Source organism: Planococcus plakortidis (genome assembly GCF_001687605.2).
GTDB lineage: Bacteria > Bacillota > Bacilli > Bacillales_A > Planococcaceae > Planococcus > Planococcus plakortidis.
This window is the reverse complement of the sequence record NZ_CP016539.2, coordinates 2,690,250-2,710,186: the sequence shown is the minus strand read 5'-3', so window position 1 is coordinate 2,710,186 and position 19,937 is coordinate 2,690,250. Positions and strand designations below refer to the sequence as shown.

The window sequence follows — 19,937 nt, the reverse complement described above, 5'->3', positions numbered from 1 at the left end:
CTGAGGAATTGCATCAATGCGCTTCAAGAACGCGCTTGGTGATTTTCCGGATATCGATCGCGGTATCTTCCGTCATGATGTCGTCGAGGATGACATCGCGGAAATAAGCGACACTGGCCGCAAGCGGAAGGTCCAGGATCTTGCTGAGTGCGATCCGGTACATTTTCAAGAATTCCTTGTCGGTGTTGCCGCGCTTCAGTTCCGCAAACGCTTCATAGAATTGGTCGAGCTTATCGGCGAACTCCAATAGGCGGCCTTCGAGCGACTCGTCCTTGCCTTCTTTCATGCGGTTGAAGAAGACTTCCTGGAATTCTTCCGGGATTTCTTTCAGAATGAATTTTTCCATCATCCCTTCCTCGACTTTCGCAAGGATTTCCTTGAGTTCAGGGGATGCGTATTTTACCGGGGTTTTGATATCCCCGATAAATACTTCGGCAAAGTCGTGGTTGATGGTCCGCTCATACAGCGATTTCCAATCGACGGGACGCCCTTCGCGTTCTTCGATGGTAGCGAAGAACATCGCATACTGGCTGACTTTCCAGGAATGCGCAGCGACGTTATGCTCTTCGAACTTGAAACGGCCCGGTGCCCGGATGATCCGCTCCAAATCATTCAATGAAGTAAAAAAACGGTGAATTCCCATAAAAAACGACTCCTTTAAACTGATTTCTTTGTCTTCAGCATAACCGAAAAACGTTATAATATGAATTATAGAGTGATTCAACCGGAAAAGGAGCGCAACAGCTATGACAGGAAAAACACACATCACGGGCGGCATCGCAGCAAGCCTGGCATTTGCGCAAGTTTCCCATTACGAACCGGCCGTCCTGTTGGTGGGCGGGGTTATCGGGGCATTGCTCCCGGATATTTGCCACGGGTCGAGCACCATCGGCAGGAAATTGCCATTCTTATCGAAAATCATCAACGGCCTGTTCGGCCATCGGACTTTCACGCACAGCCTATTGTTTCTATTATTGGCGGTCTTGCTGTTCGAGACGGTTGGGCTGCACGAAGCACTGGCGGCGGGGGCCATCGTCGGCATGGCCAGCCATCTTGTGCTCGATATGGCCACCAAGCGGGGAGTGAAACTATTGTTTCCGCTGCGCATCACGGTGCGCTTGCCGCTTACGACCTCGACCGGCAGTTTTGTGGAGCATCTGGTGTTTGCGGCCTTGTCGGTCCTATCGGTGTATTACGGATACGACCTGTTCAACTTCACGTAATAAGTTTTAAGCAGGATTCTTCGGGAATAGGAGGGGAAAGCAGTCCAAGAGGAGGAAGCAGAATGCCTAGAGATGAATTTTCCAGAGATGCCAACCCGTCGAGGAATACGGACCGAAGAAAACGGGAAGAGTTTGAAGGGATCGGCCGTGAGTCCGAGGAAGATGGACAGAAGATGAGAAAAGAAGGCGCCCACAGCAACACAGGTGTCGGTGACGAGCGGAATCCGGTCGGTGAATCGGAAAGGGGATAAGTTTGATGGAGGAAGCTGCCAAGATGGACTGGCAGCTTCTTTTTGATGGCCTTTTAAGCTTTCCGGCCACCGGTTGCCGGCAAAGAATATGGAGAAATATGGCGAGTTGAAGGGAGGAAAAGTATGCCGGTCTTTTCAATCCGATAACTTCCGGTCTTGTCCCTGCAAATGAAAACGGCTACACTAAAACAGGTGGAATAATTAAACAATTTCAACTTTTTAAAAATGGGGGGATAAAATGATTGCAACAACATGGAATTGGATGTGGGAAAAGCATCACCAGGCAAAAGACATGCTGCGCTTTTTCGCCAAGCCTGGCCCAGGCACACAGCCTGATGACCGTGACCGGGCGGAAGATGCGGGTACATACGATGAACGTTTCAAAAAGAAAAGCTATAACACGCCGCAGCTGATCGGGCTCTTTCTAGGCCCCTTGCTGTTCATCCTGACGATGCTATTCTTCAATCCGGAAGGCTTGACGCCGGAAGCGAAGGCGATCCTGGCCAGTACTATCTGGATCGCTACCTGGTGGATCACGGAAGCGATTCCGATCCCGGCAACTTCATTATTGCCGATCGTCTTATTTCCGTTAACCGGAGGGCTCGACGTAGGTGCGACTACTTCCGCTTACGGCAACGACACGATTTTCCTGTTCATGGGCGGTTTCATGATCGCCTTGACGATGGAAAAATGGAATTTACATAAACGCATCGCCTTGACGATCATTTCATTGATCGGCACCAATACCGAGCGCATCATTCTCGGCTTCATGGTGGCGACGGGTTTCTTGTCGATGTGGATATCCAATACGGCAACGGCCATGATGATGGTGCCGATCGGGCTTGCGATCATCTATCAGGTCTCTGAAGCGTTGAAGCATGACGATTCGATCGACACTTCCCAAGAAAACTTCGGGTTCGGCAAAGCGCTCATGCTCGGCATCGCTTATTCCGCTTCACTCGGTGGCATCGCAACATTGATCGGGACACCGCCGAATACCCTGCTCGCCGGTGCGGTCAATGAAATCTACGGCATCGAAATCACGTTTGCGGAATGGATGCTGTTCGGCGTGCCGCTTGCCTGGATCTTCATTCTGGTGGCTTGGTTCTATTTGGTCAAAATCGCATTTCCTTTGAAACTCAAGCAATTGCCAGGCGGCAGCGCCGTCATCAAGGAGCAAAAGACGGAACTCGGCAACGCTTCCTACGAAGAAAAAATCGTCTTTGCGATTTTCCTGCTGGCAGCTTTGGCTTGGATTACCCGCTCGTTCCTATTGGTGGAATTCCTGCCGGGCTTGAACGATGCCATGGTCGGGTTGATCGCCGCCTTGATCTTGTTCGCGATTCCGTCAAAAAACCGCAGAGGCGATCATTTGCTGGACTGGGCGACTGCCGTTAAATTGCCTTGGGGCATCTTGTTGCTCTTCGGGGGCGGTTTGGCGATTGCCGCAGGCTTCACGCAATCAGGCCTTTCCGAATGGGTAGGGGGCCAGTTGATCGGCCTGCAAGGCATCAATGTGTTGATCATCGTGCTCGTCGTTGCGGCATTCGTGCTGTTCCTGACAGAAATCACGTCCAATACGGCAACCGCTTCGATGATGTTCCCGATCATGGCATCATTGGCAGTCGCGCTAGGCATTCATCCGTACGCACTCATGGTCACGGCTGCTGTCACGGCATCCTGTGCTTTCATGCTGCCTGTAGCGACACCGCCAAACGCCGTTGTCTTCGGCTCGGGTTATTTGAAGATCATCGATATGGCGCGTGCCGGATTTATCCTGAACGTCTTTGGGATCGTTTTTGTCGGCCTCGCTGTCTATTACTTCCTGCCGATCGTTTGGGACATTGATTTACTGAGCACGCCTCAAAGGTTCCTGGAATAAAACAAAAGAGCCGCCTCATGCAAACGAGGCGGCTCTTTTTCTGTACCAGCTGACGGTTAAAACGTAAAGCGCCGGCATCAAAGCGCAAAGAAGGATCAGCACATCCCAGCCGAAGCGGGTCCAAACGGGGCTGAGCAGTGAGCTGCCTGCAGCGACGCCGATATAATACGATACGAGATATAAACTTGAGGCGCTGCCTTTATGATGGGTCGCCTGCTGGCCGACAGAAGCGGCGGTCAGCGAATGGGCCGTGAAAAAGCCGAGGCACGTCACGCATAAGCCGACAGCGACCATCCACAGTTCAGGCCCGAGCGTCATCAATACGCCGGCCGAGAAAATGAACACGCCGATGACGCGCACCCGCCTCAAGCCGAATGCCTCGGCAGCGCGCCCAGCCAAAGGCGAGCCGATGACACCGATGCCGTAAGCGAAGAACAGATAGGAAATGGCCTGCAGCGACATGGAAAAGGGCGGGGCTTCCAAGTGAAACGGCAAATAGGTCCATACGCCGGTAAAAGCGATCTGGAGAATCGCCCCGAGGCCGAACACGACGAGCAATGCCGGGTTTTTCAAATGGAACAGGAAGCCTTCGATGTCTTTTGAGAAGCTTAATTGGCTCGGTTCGAAATGATGCGAATGCGGTAACAGCAAGAAGACGGCGATGAATAAAGTGATTCCGGTCGCGCCGAATGCGAGAAACGTAAACTGCCATGAAAACGCATCGGTCAGGAATCCGGTCAGGACGCGCCCGATCATGCCGCCGAGCGCATTGCTCGATATGTATAGGGCGGTGGCGTAAGCGATATTCTTCCGGTCGATTTCTTCGCTGATGTAGGCGAGAGCCGCAGCAGGAACCCCGGCGAGCGCGAATCCCTGGATCAGGCGCAATGCAAGGAATACAGTGAACGATTCGACAAACGGCAGGATGAAGAACGGTATGGCGGACCCGATCAGTGACCAGATGATATAGGAGCGGCGCCCGCTGCGGTCGGAGAAGAACCCGAGAATGATCAATCCGGCGATCAGCCCGATGATGGTCAAGGAAAGGGATAGGCTGGAAGTCGAGACCGACACCCCGAAATCCGAGACAAATACCGGCAGCAAAGGCTGAACGGCATACATATTGGCGAAAATAAACAACGAAGCCAACAGCAGGCTCGCTATGATTTTCCAAAATTCGCGGTCATGTACCGTGTATTTGCGCTGTTCCATGGGAGACAATCACTTCCGTTTCGTCAAAGCTTCTGCTTATCATTCTACCACTCATTGGCAAATTATTGTAAGCGCCAAAAGGGTGTGAAAAAACCCGCATGAAAAGGCGGGCTGGGGGTTAAAGTTTATTGAAATAGGCGAGGATTTGTTTGCGGCTAGGTTCTTGCAGGCGATAGCGCAATTCCTTGTTTTGGGTATTCACGAGATGATAGGCCGGGTTTTCGACAACTGTAAATTTCCAATGCGGCTTCACGTTCTTTTTCTTCAATTGCAGTTCAGGAGGCATCATCTTGTCAGTGAAACTATCCAGTTTCGCCATCAGGAATGTATCCATATAGCGGACGATGACAAATCCCTGGTGTTTATCGGGGTCGTATTTCGAGAGATTGTATTCACTTACATCAAAGCCTTTCTCGTAACGTTGCACAGACGGGGAAAGGATGAAAAAGTCTTCATTGTAAAAAACGTTCGAGTTGCCGAATTGCTTGAGGCCCAAATCCTCAACCAACAGATCCTTATTGACCAAATTCATTTCGCGCGCAGTAGCCATGCAATTCCTCCTCATTTCCTTATAGTCTCTCCATTATAACATTCTTTTGGGCTGCTCGCTGAAAGGGCGCCCTTGAAGGGTATGACAGCAGAATGCTGGAGGAGTTTGAAAAATCTGTTATATTTGAAATAAGTCAATCCACTTGGGAAAAGGGGAGATTTCAATGTGCGGAAGATTTGCGTTATACGCAGATTATGAAGCCTTGCTCGAGCGTTTTCATATCGAAGAAGCTTCGCTTGACAAGGCTGACTACGAAGAAAATTACAATGTTGCGCCTTCGAGCCAGATTGTGGCGGTCATCAATGACGGCGAGCGCAACCGCCTAGGGACTTTGCGCTGGGGGCTCATCCCCTCCTGGGCGAAGGATGAGAAGATCGGTTATAAGATGATCAATGCCCGTGCGGAAACGGCTGCAGAAAAACCGAGTTTCCGTCATGCCTTCAAGAAAAAGCGCTGCCTGATCCCGGCGAACGCATTTTATGAATGGAAAAAGGGCGCGGATGGCAAAACGCCGATGTTGATCCATTTGGAGGGCGATGGCCTGTTCGCGTTTGCCGGGCTATGGGAGTCCTGGAAGTCTCCGGAAGGGGAGTTGGTCCATAGCTGTACGATCTTGACGACACAGCCGAATGCATTGATGGCGGATATCCATGACCGCATGCCGGTGATTTTGAGCGAGGAAGCGGAGAAGGTTTGGCTGGATCCGGACGTCCAGGACCCGGACATCTTGCAGAAACTCATCAAACCTTACGAAGCGGCAGGGTTGGAAGCGTATGAAGTATCCAGCTCAGTCAATTCGCCGCGCAACAAAGGACGGGAATTGATTCGGAAAATCGGGTGATCACACTTTCATGTAAAGGGGAGGGTCATGGTGAAAAGCGGATTGATTTTGGAAGGCGGAGGCATGCGGGGCGTCTATACAGCGGGTGTGCTACAGAAATTCATGGAAGAGAACCTGTTTACGGATTATGTGATCGGCGTATCAGCCGGCGCATGCAATGCTGTCTCGTATCTTTCCCGGCAAAGCGGCAGGAACCGGACAGTGATGATCGATTACGTAACGCATCCGGATTATATTTCAATGAAGAACTTGCTGAAGAAAAGGGAACTGTTCGGCATGAACCTCATCTTCGATGATATCCCAAACCGTCTCGTGCCGTTTGATTATGACGGGTTCGGGTCGGCTGCAGAAGAGTTTGTCGTCGGCACGACGGATTGTATGACAGGGGAAGCGATTTATTACCGTAAGCCGCTTGCGCCGGACGAATTGCTTAAAGTCGTGCGCGCCTCGAGTTCATTGCCGTTCATGTCGCACCCGGTGGAGTTCGGCGGGCGCCTGCTTATGGACGGCAGCCTGGCCGATCCGCTGCCGATCGGGCAAGCTTTATCGGATGGCGTGTCCAAACCGATCGTCGTGATGACGCGTGAAAAAAATTACCGCAAGCGCCAGACCCCCCTTATGCGCCTAGCCCCGGCATTCGCCCGGCAATATCCCGGGCTTGCAAAGGCGCTTGAAGATCGGCAGCGCATCTACAACGAATCGCTGGAGCGGATAGAGGCGCTCGAAGCGCACAACGATGCCATCATTGTCCGCCCCCGCAATTTACACAGGCTGCGCGGCATCGAGCGGGACCAGGAGCGCCTTGCCGCTTTATATGTCCAAGGCTACCGGGATGCAGAACTGGTCGTTCCTCGCGCAAAGAAATTCATCATGCACCAAATGCAGTGAGCTTGGAAAGGAGTTCGTGATGATTACCGAAATAGACCAAACAGACGAAAAAACCGCCCGGGACATCCAATCGATCCAGCGGCCGGCTTACCGGATTGAAGCCGAACTGATGGGGTTCCATGACATCCCCCATATATCCGAGACTATCGAAGAAATCCAGCAAAGCCAAGAGACCTTCCTCGGCTATCGAGACGATTATTTGAAAGGCTTCATTTCTTTCAAGGAAGAAGGGGGCATTGCCGAAATTTACCGGCTCGTGGTGGACCCTCTCCAGTTTCGGCAAGGGATCGCCCGGAGCCTGGTGGACCATTTCCTCCAGCAAACGCATGCAGCGGAGGTCATCGTCAGTACAGGCACGGCGAACGTGCCGGCCCGGAAATTATATGAATCGTTCGGCTTCAAGGAAGAAGAAACCTTTGAAGTGGCGCCAGGCGTTACATGCACGCAATTTCGCCTTGTCCATTGATCGATTGTCGCCTCAGCCTGCTTCAAGGCTGAGGCATTTTATTATGCTTTCGGGCTGACAGGCACATTTATTTATTTTTAATTCGAGATAATATAAAATGGAGGAAGTGGATATGTCCCTGTCCGCACAGAAAGGAGTGCGATTCAGATGATTCAAATCTTGCCGCGCATTAACGAATTGGCGCAAAAAGAGCGCAGCTCCGGATTGAGCTATGCGGAGATCCGGGAACAGCAAGTGCTCCGCCGTGAATATCTCCAGGAAATCCGTGGACAAGTCGAGACGACGGTAACGAATATGACGGTCATTGACCCGCTTGGTGCAGATGTTACGCCAAACAAAGTCAAAGACTCGAGATAAACGAATAAATCGAGACGATTTCAGAGAGGAAGAAAATAGATGAATGATTATTTAGTGAAAGCATTGGCTTATGATGGCCAAATCCGGGCCTTCGCCGCGCGCACGACAGAAACCGTGAATGAGGCGCAGCGCCGCCATTACACGTGGCCGACTGCCTCTGCTGCACTGGGCCGTTCTATGACAGCGAGTGTCATGCTCGGCGCGATGCTGAAAGGCGAGGAGAAATTGACGATCAAAATCAATGGAGGCGGCCCGCTTGGCACGATTCTCGTTGATGCCAACGCTAAAGGCGAAGTGCGTGGCTATGTTTCCAACCCCCAAACGCATTTTGACTTGAACGAACAAGGCAAACTCGATGTCCGCCGGGCAGTTGGGACAGAAGGGACACTGACTGTCTCCAAAGATATCGGTTTGCAGCATCCGTATGTCGGCCAAGTGCCGATCGTCTCCGGGGAGCTTGGCGATGATTTTACCCATTACATCGTGACTTCTGAACAGACGCCTTCTTCTGTTGGCGTCGGCGTTATCGTCAATCCCGACAATACCATCTTGGCTTCAGGTGGCTTCATCATCCAATTGATGCCGGGCACTGATGAAACCGTAATCAGCCAGCTTGAACAGCGCCTGGCCGAAATCCCGACCATTTCCAATATGGTGCGTGCCGGCTTGACGCCTGAGGATATTCTCGATGAAGTATTGGGCAAAGAAAATGTCAAAGCGCTTGATACGATGCCGGTGAATTTCCAATGCCAATGCTCGCGTGAGCGCATCCACAACGCCATCCGGGGGCTTGGGTCCGAGGAAATCGAAGACATGATCGTGACAGATGGACAGGCGGAAGCACAATGCCATTTCTGTAACGAAACCTATCTGTTCACGAAAGACCAATTGCAGGACATGTTGTCCTGAATGAATTTTGAAGCCTGCGGGATATTCCGCAGGCTTTTTGATTTGGAAGCTCCTACTGGATATGATATGATATCGTTATCTCGAATTAAAGATATTTTAAATGGGAGGTTATTACATGATGAAACACATCTATAACCCGCCTGCGGACGCAGGCAAGCCGACATTTCTGTTGCTGCACGGGACCGGCGGAACAGAAACGGACTTATTGCCAGCAGCAGGGCATATCGATCCGGAAGCGGGCGTGCTGAGCGTTCGCGGAAATGTGTCGGAAAACGGCATGCCGCGGTTTTTCAAACGCTTGTCTGAAGGCGTCTTCGATATGGAAGACTTGCGTGAACGGACAGAAGAATTGCATGCATTTATCGGCCAGGCCGCTGATGAATACGGTTTTGACCGCAATAATGTCATCGCGCTTGGCTATTCGAACGGCGCAAATATTGCCGCGAACTTGTTGTTCACGTACGAAGATTCATTGAAAGCGGCAATCTTGCACCATCCGATGGTACCGGACCGCCATAAGGAATTGCCGAACCTGGATGGCACCCGTGTCTTCATCGCCGCAGGAACAAACGATCCGATCTGCCCGAAAGAAGAATCGGAGGATCTAGAAAGGCTGTTAAGCGGGGCTGGGGCAAAAGTCGACTTGCATTGGGAAAACAAAGGGCATCAGCTGACGATGGATGAATTGGTCGCAGCCAAAGCTTGGTATGAAAAAGGATGAATAGAACTCCTCCAATTCTGGAGGAGTTTTTTTCTTTCGCCCGATTCCGTTCCGCATGCTTTGACAAGCAGGATGTGCTTCGGTCATGATTAATGAAAACCAACTGGAGGAGGGATGGCGGTGCAAAACAATCCGCGCATCACCGAGCAGCTTGAAGCTTGGGTGAAAGAAAACAAAGGGCATGCCGTTCTCGGCACCACAGCCCAGTACATACCAGCCTTGGGGAAAGTCGACCCTGGCAAACTCGGGATCTGCATGGTCGATGAAGACGGCCATTATTATTGTGCAGGCGACACGGACACCGAGTTCACTTTGCAGAGCATTTCCAAAGCGCTGACATTCGTGGCGCTCAGTTGCCATTACGGCTTGGAGTTCGTATTGGAGCGGGTGGACGTCGAGCCGACAGGGGAAGCCTTCAACTCCATCGTGCCGTTCGAGATTCACCGGCCGAACAAACCATTCAACCCATTCATCAACGCGGGAGCCATTACAATTTCCTCCTTGTTGCCGGGACAGAATGCCCAAAAGAAGTTCGAGTACTTAAAGGGCTTTCTCGAAGAGCTGCTCGGCCACCCGATCGAAATCGATAAGGAAGTCTACGATTCGGAATGGGCGACTTCACACCGCAACCGCGCGCTCGCTTATTACTTGAAAGAGGCGAACTTCCTGGAACTCGAAGTGGAAGAAGCACTCGACATTTATATTAGCCAATGCGCGATCAAAGTATCGGTAAAGGACTTGGCGCTTCTCGGGTTGATCCTCGCCTATGATGGCTACAACCCGATCACCAAAGTGAAGCACTTTTCCGAAGAAATCGCCCAAGTGACGAAAGTGTTGATGGTCACTTGCGGCATGTATAATTCGTCAGGGAATTTCGCGGCGCATGTCGGCATTCCGGCGAAAAGCGGCGTGTCAGGCGGCATCATGGCTGCCGTTCCGCCGAAGCTCCATTCCCAAACCTATGAATTCCGGGCGGGAGCGGGCATCGGCGTCTACGGGCCGGCGATTGACGTGCAAGGAAACAGCGCTGCCGGAACGATGATGCTGCGGCAAATTTCAAAAGAATGGGATTTAAGCATTTTCTAAATCCCGGTTGTGTCTAGCCTAAGGTCTTGCAATGAACCCCACACATTGCAAGGCCTTTTTTCGCGTTTTAAATGATTTTTCCATTAATTTGTTTCTAAGCCGAGTGAGGGGGTAGAGAAGGGGTAATGTAAGAAATTAGAAAGAGGAGTGAGACGATGTCGAAAGATCATAACAAAGTCGATGAAAACAGCAAGAACGAACAATTGGAGCAGTACCGTTCAGACGATAGCGGCAAGGATTTGACGACGAATCAAGGATTGAAATTATCGGAAGATGAATTTTCTTTAAAAGCGGGTGAGCGTGGGCCGACTTTGATGGAGGACTTTCATTTCCGGGAAAAAATGACCCATTTCGACCACGAGCGCATTCCAGAGCGCGTAGTCCATGCGCGCGGATTTGCGGCACACGGCGAATTCGAAGCTTATGAGTCGCTTGAGCATTTGACGAAAGCGAAGTTCTTGTCGGAAAAAGGCAAGAAAACGCCGGTCTTTGTCCGTTTTTCTACAGTAGCCGGCTCGCGGGGCTCAGGGGAGTTAGCGCGGGACGCACGCGGGTTTTCAACGAAATTCTATACCGAGGAAGGTAATTACGATTTAGTCGGTAATAATATCCCGGTATTCTTCATTCAGGACGCCATCAAGTTTCCGGATTTGGTGCACGCGATCAAACCGGAGCCGCACAACGAAATTCCACAAGCGGCTACAGCGCACGATACATTCTGGGATTTCGTGGCGAACAATCAGGAATCGGCCCATATGGTCATGTGGACAATGTCCGACCGCGCCATTCCGAGAAGCTTCCGGACGATGGACGGGTTCGGGGTCCATGCATTCCGCTTCGTCAATGCGGAAGGAAAATCCCATTTCGTGAAATTCACTTGGAAATCGACGCTTGGGGTTCACTCAGTCGTATGGGATGAGGCTCAAAAAATAAACGGGAAGAATCCGGACTTCCACCGCGCAGATTTGCACGAAGCCATTGAAAACGGTGATTATCCGGAATACGAACTGGGCGTCCAGATCGTTCCGGAAGAAGACGAGCACAAATTCGATTTTGATTTGCTTGATGCGACAAAGATGTGGCCACAAGAAGAGATCCCGATTCACATCGTCGGCAAGATGACCTTGAACCGCAATGTGGACAACGTATTTGCGGAGACCGAGCAAGTGGCATTCCATCCAGGCCATGTAGTACCTGGAATCGATTTCTCGAATGATCCACTTCTCCAAGGCCGTTTATTCTCTTATACGGATACGCAATTGATCCGCCTGGGTGGGCCTAATTTTCATGAGCTGCCGATCAACCGCGCCGTTTGCCCGTTCCACAACAATCAACGCGATGGCTATGGCCGCCAGACGATCAATAAAGGAAAAGTATCTTATCAAAAGAGTTCCTTCACCAACCACACGCCGGCACCGGTCAGCGAAGCGGACGGTGGATACGTCCATTACCAGGAGAAAGTGGAAGGCCGTAAAGTGCGCAAGCGCAGCGACAGCTTTAAAGACCATTTCTCACAAGCTACGATGTTCTGGAACAGCATGAGCGAGCCGGAACAACAACATATTATCGAAGCATTCAGCTTTGAGCTGGGCAAATGCGACAGCATCGACATCCGCCAGCAAGTCGTGGATATGTATGCAAACGTCAACCTTAAGCTGGCGCAGGAAATTGCCGGCAACATCGGGGTTAAAGCTCCACAGACCGGTACGACCGATACCAGTAAAAAATCACCGGCATTGAGCCAGGAAAATACGGTGAAATCCGCGAAGACGCGTAAAGTCGGCGTTATCGTGGCACCTGACTTCAACGGCAAGGAAGTCATGGAAGTATTGGAGCAGCTTGAATCCAAAGGCCTTCAATATGAAATCATCAGCGAGAAGCAAGGGAAGCTGGATGCAGGAAACGGCAAACAACTGAAAATCGACCATACCTTCACGACAGCGGACCCGGTATTGTTCGACGCCATCTATGCAGTAGGCGGCCCCGATGTCAGCAAGAAGTTCGCCCGGAACACCGCTTATTATGTAACGGAAGCGTTCGGGCACTTCAAGCCGATCGGTGCAACACATGAAGGCAAGAAATGGCTGGATGCCAATGGCTACACCGGCGAACCGGGAGTCGTCACGGATGATTCCATGAAAGGATTCGCAGATAGCTTTATCGAGGCAATCACAGCGCACCGCCACTGGACTCGGGAAGTTTGATAAAATATGGTGGAAAAGTAGTATTTTGGCACATTTCGAACCGGATATGTTTAATAACATAACTGAGGGGTATTTTCAAGACTAGAAAGCAAAAAAACTTCTCAAAAAAATGGAGGAATTTGAAATGGCTAACAATAAATTCATGGGAACATTCGACACAGAAACAGAAGTACTGAAAAAAATCGAAGACATGAAAGCGCAAGGCTCACGTGAAGAAGACATGTACGTGATGGCCCGCAACGAAGACCAGATTTCAATGGTGCGCGGAAGAACAGACGTGGATTATAAATCATCCGAAGGCAATTGGATGGATAAATTCATGGGCTTCCTATCAGGCAATGAACCGACGCGTGAAGCCTTCTCCAATATGGGTGTAGACGAAGCGGAAGCAGACCGCTACTATAACGAAGTGCAAAACGGCAAGATCCTCTTGTTCGTCGACCGCGAGTTCGGCGCGAACTATGAAGGGGCAGCGCCTTACGATAACACAAGCTACGGCAATGTCGACAGCACGACAAGTACTACGAAAGTCGACAACTCGGCAGTGGCACGTGATGGCTTGACTGTAGATACAAATGAAAGCAATGACATGGCGTACAACACAGAGCGCGACGCACTCGGCTCCGAAACGGCCGGCGTCGACAAAGAGCGCGGTACAGGATTTGGCCTGGGAGCGGAAGACCGCACTACAACTGACGCCCATGCGGCAGGCACTCACCGTGCAACTTCGGATTTCAATGATGATGTAACGAACCGCAACCGCACAGTCGAAGATATCGACCGCGACTTGGAACGTGCAGGATCTGAAGAAGAACGCCTGCGTTTGCATGAAGAGCGTTTGCAAGTCAATAAAGAACGCGTCCAAACGGGCGAAGTCCATGTCGACAAGCATGTCGTCGAGGAAGAGCAGACACTTGAAGTGCCGGTGGAGCGTGAGGAAGTATATGTGGAGCGCCGCCCGGTGAATGAAGAAACGACGACTGGCACGCATAACTATACGGAAGGCGAAGATATTCACGTACCGGTTTCCGAAGAGCGTGTAGACGTGACGAAGAAAGATGTAGTATCTGAAGAAATTTCCATCGGGAAAAACAAAGTACAGGATACAGAACATGTCAGTGAAACAGTCCGTAAAGAAGAAGCTGACATCCATAAAGACGGCGACTTGGTTGAAGAAGGCGAATTTGACCGCAAAGACCGTACAGACCGCGACAGATTATAAGCAAGCTGGATGAAAAGCGGAGGGGCCTTCCCTCCGCTTTTTTGTATGGCCAGGGTAATTCGATTATAATGGAAGCAAGCTTGGAGGGATGAAGATGGACGGGAAAAAAAGAAGCGATGTAAAGCCAGGGCTTGAAGTGAACGTGATCTTGAAAAAAGACCAGCGGACCGGCAAGAAAACGAAAGGCGTCGTCAAGGATTTATTGACGAACTCCGCGACGCATCCTCACGGCATTAAAGTGCGCCTCGAGGATGGGCAAGTCGGCCGTGTTTGTGAAATTCTGGACGGCAAGTGAAAGGAAGGGATTTGCATGAGCGATCAAAAGAACAGCGATCTGCAATCATCTGACCCGAGAAGGATCGGGGCGAACCGCACGAGCAAAGCACAGGACGAAAAAGAGCGTGTCCATGAAGATCTGGCGACGAGAAAAGACAAGCGCCAAACAGGCGACCCCGCCAAACCCCATGAACGCAATTTTATTTGAACGGAAAGCAGGCCGCTTAAATGGGCCTGCTTTTGTGCTATCATGAAAGAGATTGCCACGCAAAAAGGAGTCTACCATGAGCGATTTTTTTGAACGAAAAAAACAAGAGCTCGGAGTCGAGCTGAATAAAATACAGAAAAAAGCGGTGACCAAGACAGAAGGGCCGCTATTGCTTCTCGCATGTCCCGGTTCCGGGAAAACGACAACCATGATCATGCGGATCGGCTATTTGATCGAGGAAAAGGGCGTCCAGCCGAAGCGCATCAAAGCCATCACGTTCAGCCGGGCATCGGCAACCGATATGCTGGAACGCTATGCGCGGTTCTTTCCAGGCCTTGCGCCGGTGGACTTTTCGACTATACACAGCCTGGCTTTTCAAATCACCAGGGAATACTTATCTGCCGGCGATTACTTGATGATCGAGGGCGGCGACTCGAACCGCCTCAACAAAAAACGCTTATTGAAGGATATTTATGCCCGTGAGAATGACGAGCCGATCACCGACGACCAATTGGAGGAATTGGTGTCGTTCATCAGTTTCGTGAAAAACAAGATGGTGCCGAAAAGAAAGTGGAAAACACTTGATGAACCATTCCCGGGTGCCATCGATATTTTGACGGTCTACGAAGAGTTCAAAGAAAACCACGAACCGCGGCTCGTCGATTTCGATGATATGCTGACGATCGCTTTTGAAGCATTGGACACAGACCGCAAACTGCTGTCGAAGTATCAGAAACGCTGGGATTACGTCATGACCGATGAAAGCCAGGACACTTCCATGGTCCAGCACGCCATCGTTGAAAAGCTGGTCGAAAACCATCGCAATCTATGTGTCGTGGCGGATGACGACCAGTCGATTTACACGTGGCGTGCAGCGGAGCCAAGCTATTTGCTCAAATTCCGCCAAGTGTACCCGGATGCCTACATCATGAAGATGGAACGCAATTACCGCTCATCCGGCACTATCGTCAGTACAGCCAATCAATTCATCAAGGCCAATAAACTGCGTCATGATAAAAACATGTTCACCGACAGGCCGGAAGGCGGACCGATCGTCATTCGCCGCCTTGCTTCCCAAGAAGCGCAGCTGAAGTATCTGTTGAAAGAACTTTCCGCTCTCGAGGAATACGGAAATGTTGCAATTCTGTACCGCAATAACTCTTCGTCAACTTTATTGATGGATGAGCTGGACCGCCTCGGCATCCCTTTCTATATGAAAGATGCGGACAACCGCTTTTTCAGCCATTGGATCGTCCAGGACATCCTAAACTTCATGCGTTTCAGTTTGCGCCCGGAGCGGGTGGATTTATACTCCAAAGTCGCTTCGAAGACGAACGCCTATTGGTCGGCGTCCCAGCTTAAGCAATTGGGGAGGATGCAGCCGACAAAGCGGCATGCTTTCGAAGAAATCACGTTAGCCATCACGATGAAGGATTACCAGCTGCGGATTATTACGGAACAGCGCAGATCGATGGACGCATTGAAGGACATGAAGCCTTTGAAAGTGATCCAGGCAATTCGCCGCGATATGGGCTACGACCAGATGCTCAAGAGCCGCGCAGAGAAATTCGGCATGAAGCTCGATTATTTGCAGCAGATCCTCAGCACGCTCGAACAAATCGCCGAACCGCTTCCCACGATGATGGCTTTTGCGAAACGCTTGAAACAGCTCGAGGAAGTGACAAGGCAGGCGAAAACCGAAAAGGCCGATGATATGCTGACATTGTCCACGCTGCACAGCTCAAAAGGTTTAGAGTTTGACCGGGTCTATTTGATTGACCTGGTCGAGGGGATTGTGCCGACAGAAGAAGATGCCGATGATCCTGCTTTGCTGGAGGAAGCAAGACGCTTGTTCTATGTCGGCATGACACGGGCGAAACGCCACCTGGAATTGCTCAGTTACGACAAGGAGTCGCGCTTTGTGGAAGAAGTGCGGCGCATCGCCTTGCCGAAAATGAAGAAAGCGGAAACGTTCAACCGTTCCGCAACGAAAGCGCCGAAAACGAAAATTACAGTGCCGCACAACCCGGACGCTGTCAGTTCCACAGAGGAATTGCAGGTGGGGGCGCAAATTCGCCATCGCGTCTTCGGGAATGGGCGGATTACGGAGTTGGACGACGAGAAAGTCGGCATCCAGTTTGCCAAAGAGCATAAAGAATTTCTATTGGAAATTTGCCTGCAATATCAATTGCTTGAACTGGTGTGATGAAGATAGACGCAGAAGCGAGGAAATATAGATGAAGATCAGGGATTGGAACCGCAGCCTGAAAGTCCGGCTGGTGGGCGAGTTTTTCATGAATACAAGTTTTTGGATGGTATTCCCGTTCTTGGCGATTTATTTTGCCGAAGAGTTCGGGAAAGGGCTGGCGGGGCTATTGTTGATCGTCTCCCAAATGTTTTCCGTAGCTGCCAATTTATTTGGCGGCTATTTTGCTGACCGTTTCGGGCGCAAGCGAATGCTCGTGTCCGCTGCTGTGGCACAGGGTTTTGCGTTCTTGCTGTTCGCTGCGGCAAACTCGCCGTGGCTCAGTTCGCCCGAACTCAGTTTCGTGGCGTTCACGCTGGCCGGCATGTGCGGTTCCTTGTACTGGCCAGCGAGCCAGGCGATGATTGCGGACGTCATTCCTGAAAAATACCGGAGCGATGTATTTGCGGTGTTCTATACGACCTTGAATATTGCCGTCGTTATCGGCCCTTTATTCGGTGCTGTGCTGTTTTTCTCTTATCGTTTCGAGTTGCTGTTGGCAGTTGCCATCATTTCGATGCTGCTCGGGCTATTATTGCGCCTGTACACTGAAGAGACCTTATCGGCTGAAGTTATGGATAAATGGAAAGAAGGGGGAGCGACTGGATGGAGAGGCGCATTGCTTTCGCAAGTGAAGGATTACGGCATCATCTTGAAAGACCGTGTCTTTTTATTGTTTGTCGTAGCAGGCGTATTGGGAGCGCAGACCTTCATGCAACTGGACCTTGTCATCCCGGTCTACTTGAAGGAAACGATTGACCGCCAAACGATCCTGGATTTCCTGGGTCGTGAATGGTCGGTGACCGGGGAAACGTCTTTCGGTATCCTGCTTGCGGAGAATGGCTTGATTGTGGCACTTCTGACAGTCGTCATTACACGGTGGATGACCAAGTTCCCCGAAAAATGGGTGTTCTTCTTCTCGGCCATGTTGTTCGGCTTATCGATGGCGATTTTCCCGATGACTTCGTGGTTTTGGATATTCTTTGTGGGGATGGCGGTCTTTACATTTGCTGAATTGATGATTGTCGGGCTGCAGCAGAGCTTCATTTCCAAACTTGCGCCCGAATCGATGCGCGGCCAGTATTTCGCCGCGGCGAGCCTGCGCTATACGATTGGCCGGATGATTGCGCCGGTCTCCATCCCGATGACTGCCTGGTTCGGGTTCGGCTGGACCTTTATCATCCTTGGGGCATTCGCGGTGTTGAGCGGATTCGTTTATCTATGGATGTTCCATTTATATGAAAAAAGAGCTGCCATAAGCGCATAGCTGAGCATAGGAAAAAGCCTGAGCGGTTAAGCTCAGGCTTTTTGCGTGATCAGTTCTGTTCTTTTGCCAACTTGACTAGCATATGGGCGAGCATATGCTGCTCTTCTTTGTCGCCTACTTGCCATAAGCGCTGCAATAGGTACTCTTCGCTATTTTTCGGATCTTCTTTTTTCGCCAGGTAATCGGCTACTTTAGACGCCAGCTGCGCGATGCGCTCTTCGCTTAAGCCCATTTTCTCGCCCATCTGAACTTTATCGCCCAAATAATCGATGAAAGTCGAGAATTCCGCTAAAATCTGTTCTTTCTTCTTATTATCCGTATTGCTCAATTTCTCTTCTACTTTTTTATCAATGTTTTCCATGTATAATTCACTCCTCGTCATTTTTGTTGCTAGTCATTGTTTACCACAGACAGGACAATTTAAACGTTGGAATATTGAAAAAGAAAAGGGTGGCTGCCGTTTAAGCACAGGCGGTTGGGGTATTCAGATAACAAGTAAGGATTAAAGGAGGATGATGGGTGAATGACATTATACGACGAAATCCAAGAGCTGAAACAATTCGAATGTGAAGACCGCTGTGTATTGAGTGTATATCTCAATACGAACCCGGCAGACCGTGAAGCGCAGAACGGGGCCTGGAAGATCCAGTTGAAGAACGGCCTGAAGCGCCTCGACGAGTATTTGACCGCCTCAAAAGATGAAAAGGAATTGAAAGCCTACAAAGAATTACGTAAAAAAGTGGAAAAGGAAATATTGGACAATCAAGGCGACCTCCAGAAGGGTGTCGTTATTTTTGCATCCACTCAAGACGACCTGTTTTGGGTGAAGCATTTGCAGATTTCCGTCAAAACCGATTTCCAATGGGAAAACAAACCGGCACTCGACCAATTGCGCTATATCTACAAAGCATATCCATACGCAGGCGTGATCCTGCCGAGCTTCAAAGGCATCCGCGTGCTTGATACATCTGTCGGCATCGTCAATGAAGAAGTCTATTACGAATTCGACGCAGGCCTTGAAGTATGGACTGAGCAAAAAGGCGTCAGAAGCTCGGGGCGCATCCAAGGCCGCAGCGGCGCTGGTTCGACTGGCGGCGGCGCTGCTGGCGGAAACAGCCCGGTCATCGGGGAAGCGGCGGGGGAAGCCCTGTCGATGAACTCGACCACCGCTTAAAAGAAAACTTGGACCGTTTCTATAAAGACATGGGCGCGAAAATCGAGAAGTTGAAAAAAGAGCGGCGCTGGGAAGAAATCCACGTCATCGGGGAAGCTGAGCACGCCCAGTCATTTTCGAAAGCGCTCCACAAAAAGCCCAACAGCTGCATCCATAAAAACCTGATCAATAATAGTGCAGACAAGATTCTGCATGAAGTTTTTGAGAAATAATAAAAAGCTCCGGCCCAGCCGGAGCTTTTTTAATGGGGTTGTGGGCAAAACGTGCATGTATCGAACGCCGCCAATTCCTTATACAAGCAGCAAGTTTTCCGCATTGGCACGGAGACTGCCCGTTCAAGGGGCGTGGTGCCGATGAAATTGCGCCACTGGGATTTGCGGAGGGGTTCCCAATTCTGGTCTTCCATCAGCCATTCGAGATCTTCAGCGGCCATCAGCGGATAGTGTCTTTGAAGGTTTGCGTAATACCAAGCAAGTGAGCCGAGCACATTTTCCCAGCACGTAATCGGCGATATCTTTGCGTGGCGGCGCAATTGCCGGAGCAGCGCATCTGTCTGCCCGATCAATACATACCGGAAAGCTTCGCTTCTTTGTTCAGCGGGAATTTCAATGAAATCAGCTGACTCGACGTGAAAAGAAATGAGCGGCAAGCCGTAATTCTGTATCCGGCCATAGCCAAGTTTTTCAGGCGGGGTCTTGAAATATCCGCCCTGCTGGTGGATTAAGCTGAATTGGGCCGTCACGAATAATGCGATTTGGCGAAAAAAATAAGAAACAGCCACTCCATTGTTTTCCGTTCCGCTCCAGTCCTTTAACTCTTCAATCAATATCTCCGGATTGGAAGAAGAAAAGGGATGGGCAGGAAGCCGGTCGACGATGACCGATTGCATTTGGAGTGCTTGTTTAACGGCCATAGGCAAGTGCATCTCAATTCCCCCTTTTTCTCCATGCTACCG

General features: G+C 50.6%; 23 protein-coding genes. 18 read left to right on the top strand and 5 right to left on the bottom strand.

Translation table 11 applies throughout. The annotated features are described in order from the left end of the window. Window positions 1–13 precede the first annotated feature (13 nt). Window positions 14–643, bottom strand: coding sequence for a YfbR-like 5'-deoxynucleotidase (locus tag BBI15_RS13535; RefSeq protein WP_068870311.1), 630 nt, complete (start codon window positions 641–643; stop codon window positions 14–16). A gap of 103 nt (window positions 644–746) precedes the next feature. On the opposite strand from BBI15_RS13535, the gene BBI15_RS13530 reads away from it, so the two are divergent. The 3 genes from BBI15_RS13530 (at window position 747) to BBI15_RS13520 (ending at window position 3,356) form a co-directional block, all read left to right on the top strand. After that, on the top strand, window positions 747–1,223 hold the full coding sequence (locus BBI15_RS13530) for a metal-dependent hydrolase (protein ID WP_068870310.1): 477 nt from the start codon (window positions 747–749) through the stop codon (window positions 1,221–1,223). A gap of 62 nt (window positions 1,224–1,285) precedes the next feature. Beyond that, entirely contained in the window at window positions 1,286–1,474 is a 189-nt protein-coding gene (locus BBI15_RS13525) for a hypothetical protein (RefSeq protein WP_068870308.1), read from the top strand. 238 nt (window positions 1,475–1,712) lie between these two features. Then, window positions 1,713–3,356, top strand: a complete 1,644-nt coding sequence (locus BBI15_RS13520) for an SLC13 family permease (protein ID WP_068870306.1) — start codon at window positions 1,713–1,715, stop codon at window positions 3,354–3,356. A gap of 15 nt (window positions 3,357–3,371) precedes the next feature. On the opposite strand, the gene BBI15_RS13515 is transcribed toward BBI15_RS13520, so the two are convergent. Beyond that, window positions 3,372–4,568, bottom strand: a complete 1,197-nt coding sequence (locus BBI15_RS13515; protein ID WP_068870304.1) for an MFS transporter — start codon at window positions 4,566–4,568, stop codon at window positions 3,372–3,374. Between the two features lie 118 nt (window positions 4,569–4,686). Then, window positions 4,687–5,118, bottom strand: a complete 432-nt coding sequence (locus tag BBI15_RS13510) for a hypothetical protein (protein WP_068870302.1) — start codon at window positions 5,116–5,118, stop codon at window positions 4,687–4,689. Window positions 5,119–5,281: 163 nt separating this feature from the next. Here BBI15_RS13510 and BBI15_RS13505 point away from each other — a divergent pair, with 163 nt between their 5' ends. From BBI15_RS13505 to mdrP, 13 genes are all read left to right on the top strand, one after another. Then, on the top strand, window positions 5,282–5,959 hold the full coding sequence (locus tag BBI15_RS13505; protein ID WP_068870300.1) for an SOS response-associated peptidase: 678 nt from the start codon (window positions 5,282–5,284) through the stop codon (window positions 5,957–5,959). A 27-nt stretch (window positions 5,960–5,986) separates the two neighbouring features. Next, window positions 5,987–6,847, top strand: a complete 861-nt coding sequence (locus BBI15_RS13500) for a patatin-like phospholipase family protein (RefSeq protein ID WP_068870298.1) — start codon at window positions 5,987–5,989, stop codon at window positions 6,845–6,847. 19 nt (window positions 6,848–6,866) lie between these two features. Next, entirely contained in the window at window positions 6,867–7,313 is a 447-nt protein-coding gene (locus tag BBI15_RS13495; protein ID WP_068870296.1) for a GNAT family N-acetyltransferase, read from the top strand. 147 nt (window positions 7,314–7,460) lie between these two features. Continuing rightward, the gene (locus tag BBI15_RS13490) at window positions 7,461–7,670 is read left to right on the top strand and encodes a DUF896 domain-containing protein (protein WP_068870295.1); all 210 of its coding nucleotides are present in this window, start codon (window positions 7,461–7,463) and stop codon (window positions 7,668–7,670) included. Window positions 7,671–7,709: 39 nt separating this feature from the next. Next, a complete protein-coding gene (gene hslO, locus BBI15_RS13485) occupies window positions 7,710–8,579 on the top strand; it encodes an Hsp33 family molecular chaperone HslO (RefSeq protein WP_068870294.1) in 870 nt (289 codons plus the stop codon). 118 nt (window positions 8,580–8,697) lie between these two features. Continuing rightward, a complete protein-coding gene (locus BBI15_RS13480; RefSeq protein WP_068872600.1) occupies window positions 8,698–9,300 on the top strand; it encodes an alpha/beta hydrolase in 603 nt (200 codons plus the stop codon). Window positions 9,301–9,414: 114 nt separating this feature from the next. Then, the gene (locus BBI15_RS13475; protein WP_068870292.1) at window positions 9,415–10,386 is read left to right on the top strand and encodes a glutaminase; all 972 of its coding nucleotides are present in this window, start codon (window positions 9,415–9,417) and stop codon (window positions 10,384–10,386) included. Window positions 10,387–10,541: 155 nt separating this feature from the next. After that, window positions 10,542–12,590 carry a catalase gene (locus BBI15_RS13470; protein WP_068870290.1) on the top strand — a complete coding sequence of 683 codons (2,049 nt, stop codon included), beginning with the start codon at window positions 10,542–10,544 and terminating at the stop codon, window positions 12,588–12,590. A 124-nt stretch (window positions 12,591–12,714) separates the two neighbouring features. After that, window positions 12,715–13,812 (top strand): YsnF/AvaK domain-containing protein, encoded by a 1,098-nt coding sequence (locus BBI15_RS13465; protein ID WP_068870289.1) that lies wholly within the window; start codon window positions 12,715–12,717, stop codon window positions 13,810–13,812. Window positions 13,813–13,906: 94 nt separating this feature from the next. Further along, a complete protein-coding gene (locus tag BBI15_RS13460) occupies window positions 13,907–14,107 on the top strand; it encodes a YwbE family protein (RefSeq protein WP_068870287.1) in 201 nt (66 codons plus the stop codon). A gap of 15 nt (window positions 14,108–14,122) precedes the next feature. Beyond that, window positions 14,123–14,296 carry a hypothetical protein gene (locus tag BBI15_RS16465; protein ID WP_157101670.1) on the top strand — a complete coding sequence of 58 codons (174 nt, stop codon included), beginning with the start codon at window positions 14,123–14,125 and terminating at the stop codon, window positions 14,294–14,296. A 76-nt stretch (window positions 14,297–14,372) separates the two neighbouring features. Then, window positions 14,373–16,502, top strand: a complete 2,130-nt coding sequence (locus BBI15_RS13455) for an ATP-dependent helicase (RefSeq protein ID WP_068870285.1) — start codon at window positions 14,373–14,375, stop codon at window positions 16,500–16,502. 31 nt (window positions 16,503–16,533) lie between these two features. Beyond that, entirely contained in the window at window positions 16,534–17,808 is a 1,275-nt protein-coding gene (gene mdrP / locus BBI15_RS13450; protein WP_068870283.1) for a multidrug efflux MFS transporter MdrP, read from the top strand. 49 nt (window positions 17,809–17,857) lie between these two features. Here the strand turns inward: mdrP and BBI15_RS13445 are convergent, their stop codons facing one another. Then, window positions 17,858–18,169: a DUF3243 domain-containing protein gene (locus BBI15_RS13445; RefSeq protein WP_068870281.1), complete on the bottom strand. Its 312-nt coding sequence runs from the start codon at window positions 18,167–18,169 to the stop codon at window positions 17,858–17,860. Between the two features lie 162 nt (window positions 18,170–18,331). On the opposite strand from BBI15_RS13445, the gene BBI15_RS13440 reads away from it, so the two are divergent. Together BBI15_RS13440 and BBI15_RS16705 are read left to right on the top strand one after the other, a co-directional pair. After that, the gene (locus BBI15_RS13440) at window positions 18,332–18,982 is read left to right on the top strand and encodes a VLRF1 family aeRF1-type release factor (protein WP_237150874.1); all 651 of its coding nucleotides are present in this window, start codon (window positions 18,332–18,334) and stop codon (window positions 18,980–18,982) included. 8 nt (window positions 18,983–18,990) lie between these two features. Next, window positions 18,991–19,194, top strand: coding sequence for a VLRF1 family aeRF1-type release factor (locus BBI15_RS16705; RefSeq protein WP_418312488.1), 204 nt, complete (start codon window positions 18,991–18,993; stop codon window positions 19,192–19,194). A gap of 29 nt (window positions 19,195–19,223) precedes the next feature. Here BBI15_RS16705 and BBI15_RS13435 read toward each other — a convergent pair whose 3' ends face one another. After that, window positions 19,224–19,907, bottom strand: a complete 684-nt coding sequence (locus BBI15_RS13435; RefSeq protein WP_068870279.1) for an IucA/IucC family C-terminal-domain containing protein — start codon at window positions 19,905–19,907, stop codon at window positions 19,224–19,226. Between the last annotated feature and the right edge of the window lie 30 nt (window positions 19,908–19,937).

Coding starts and splice junctions, on each gene's coding strand:
- BBI15_RS13500 (WP_068870298.1), top strand. CDS start 5,987: ATGGTGAAAAGCGGATTGATTTTGGAAGGCGGAGGCATGCGGGGCGTC.
- BBI15_RS13515 (WP_068870304.1), bottom strand. CDS start 4,568: ATGGAACAGCGCAAATACACGGTACATGACCGCGAATTTTGGAAAATC.
- BBI15_RS13510 (WP_068870302.1), bottom strand. CDS start 5,118: ATGGCTACTGCGCGCGAAATGAATTTGGTCAATAAGGATCTGTTGGTT.
- BBI15_RS13530 (WP_068870310.1), top strand. CDS start 747: ATGACAGGAAAAACACACATCACGGGCGGCATCGCAGCAAGCCTGGCA.
- BBI15_RS13460 (WP_068870287.1), top strand. CDS start 13,907: ATGGACGGGAAAAAAAGAAGCGATGTAAAGCCAGGGCTTGAAGTGAAC.
- hslO (WP_068870294.1), top strand. CDS start 7,710: ATGAATGATTATTTAGTGAAAGCATTGGCTTATGATGGCCAAATCCGG.
- BBI15_RS13440 (WP_237150874.1), top strand. CDS start 18,332: ATGACATTATACGACGAAATCCAAGAGCTGAAACAATTCGAATGTGAA.
- BBI15_RS13435 (WP_068870279.1), bottom strand. CDS start 19,907: ATGCACTTGCCTATGGCCGTTAAACAAGCACTCCAAATGCAATCGGTC.
- BBI15_RS13465 (WP_068870289.1), top strand. CDS start 12,715: ATGGCTAACAATAAATTCATGGGAACATTCGACACAGAAACAGAAGTA.
- BBI15_RS13505 (WP_068870300.1), top strand. CDS start 5,282: ATGTGCGGAAGATTTGCGTTATACGCAGATTATGAAGCCTTGCTCGAG.
- BBI15_RS13480 (WP_068872600.1), top strand. CDS start 8,698: ATGAAACACATCTATAACCCGCCTGCGGACGCAGGCAAGCCGACATTT.
- BBI15_RS13445 (WP_068870281.1), bottom strand. CDS start 18,169: ATGGAAAACATTGATAAAAAAGTAGAAGAGAAATTGAGCAATACGGAT.
- BBI15_RS13490 (WP_068870295.1), top strand. CDS start 7,461: ATGATTCAAATCTTGCCGCGCATTAACGAATTGGCGCAAAAAGAGCGC.
- BBI15_RS13495 (WP_068870296.1), top strand. CDS start 6,867: ATGATTACCGAAATAGACCAAACAGACGAAAAAACCGCCCGGGACATC.
- BBI15_RS13525 (WP_068870308.1), top strand. CDS start 1,286: ATGCCTAGAGATGAATTTTCCAGAGATGCCAACCCGTCGAGGAATACG.
- BBI15_RS13535 (WP_068870311.1), bottom strand. CDS start 643: ATGGGAATTCACCGTTTTTTTACTTCATTGAATGATTTGGAGCGGATC.
- BBI15_RS13455 (WP_068870285.1), top strand. CDS start 14,373: ATGAGCGATTTTTTTGAACGAAAAAAACAAGAGCTCGGAGTCGAGCTG.
- mdrP (WP_068870283.1), top strand. CDS start 16,534: ATGAAGATCAGGGATTGGAACCGCAGCCTGAAAGTCCGGCTGGTGGGC.
- BBI15_RS13475 (WP_068870292.1), top strand. CDS start 9,415: ATGGCGGTGCAAAACAATCCGCGCATCACCGAGCAGCTTGAAGCTTGG.
- BBI15_RS13470 (WP_068870290.1), top strand. CDS start 10,542: ATGTCGAAAGATCATAACAAAGTCGATGAAAACAGCAAGAACGAACAA.
- BBI15_RS13520 (WP_068870306.1), top strand. CDS start 1,713: ATGATTGCAACAACATGGAATTGGATGTGGGAAAAGCATCACCAGGCA.
- BBI15_RS16465 (WP_157101670.1), top strand. CDS start 14,123: ATGAGCGATCAAAAGAACAGCGATCTGCAATCATCTGACCCGAGAAGG.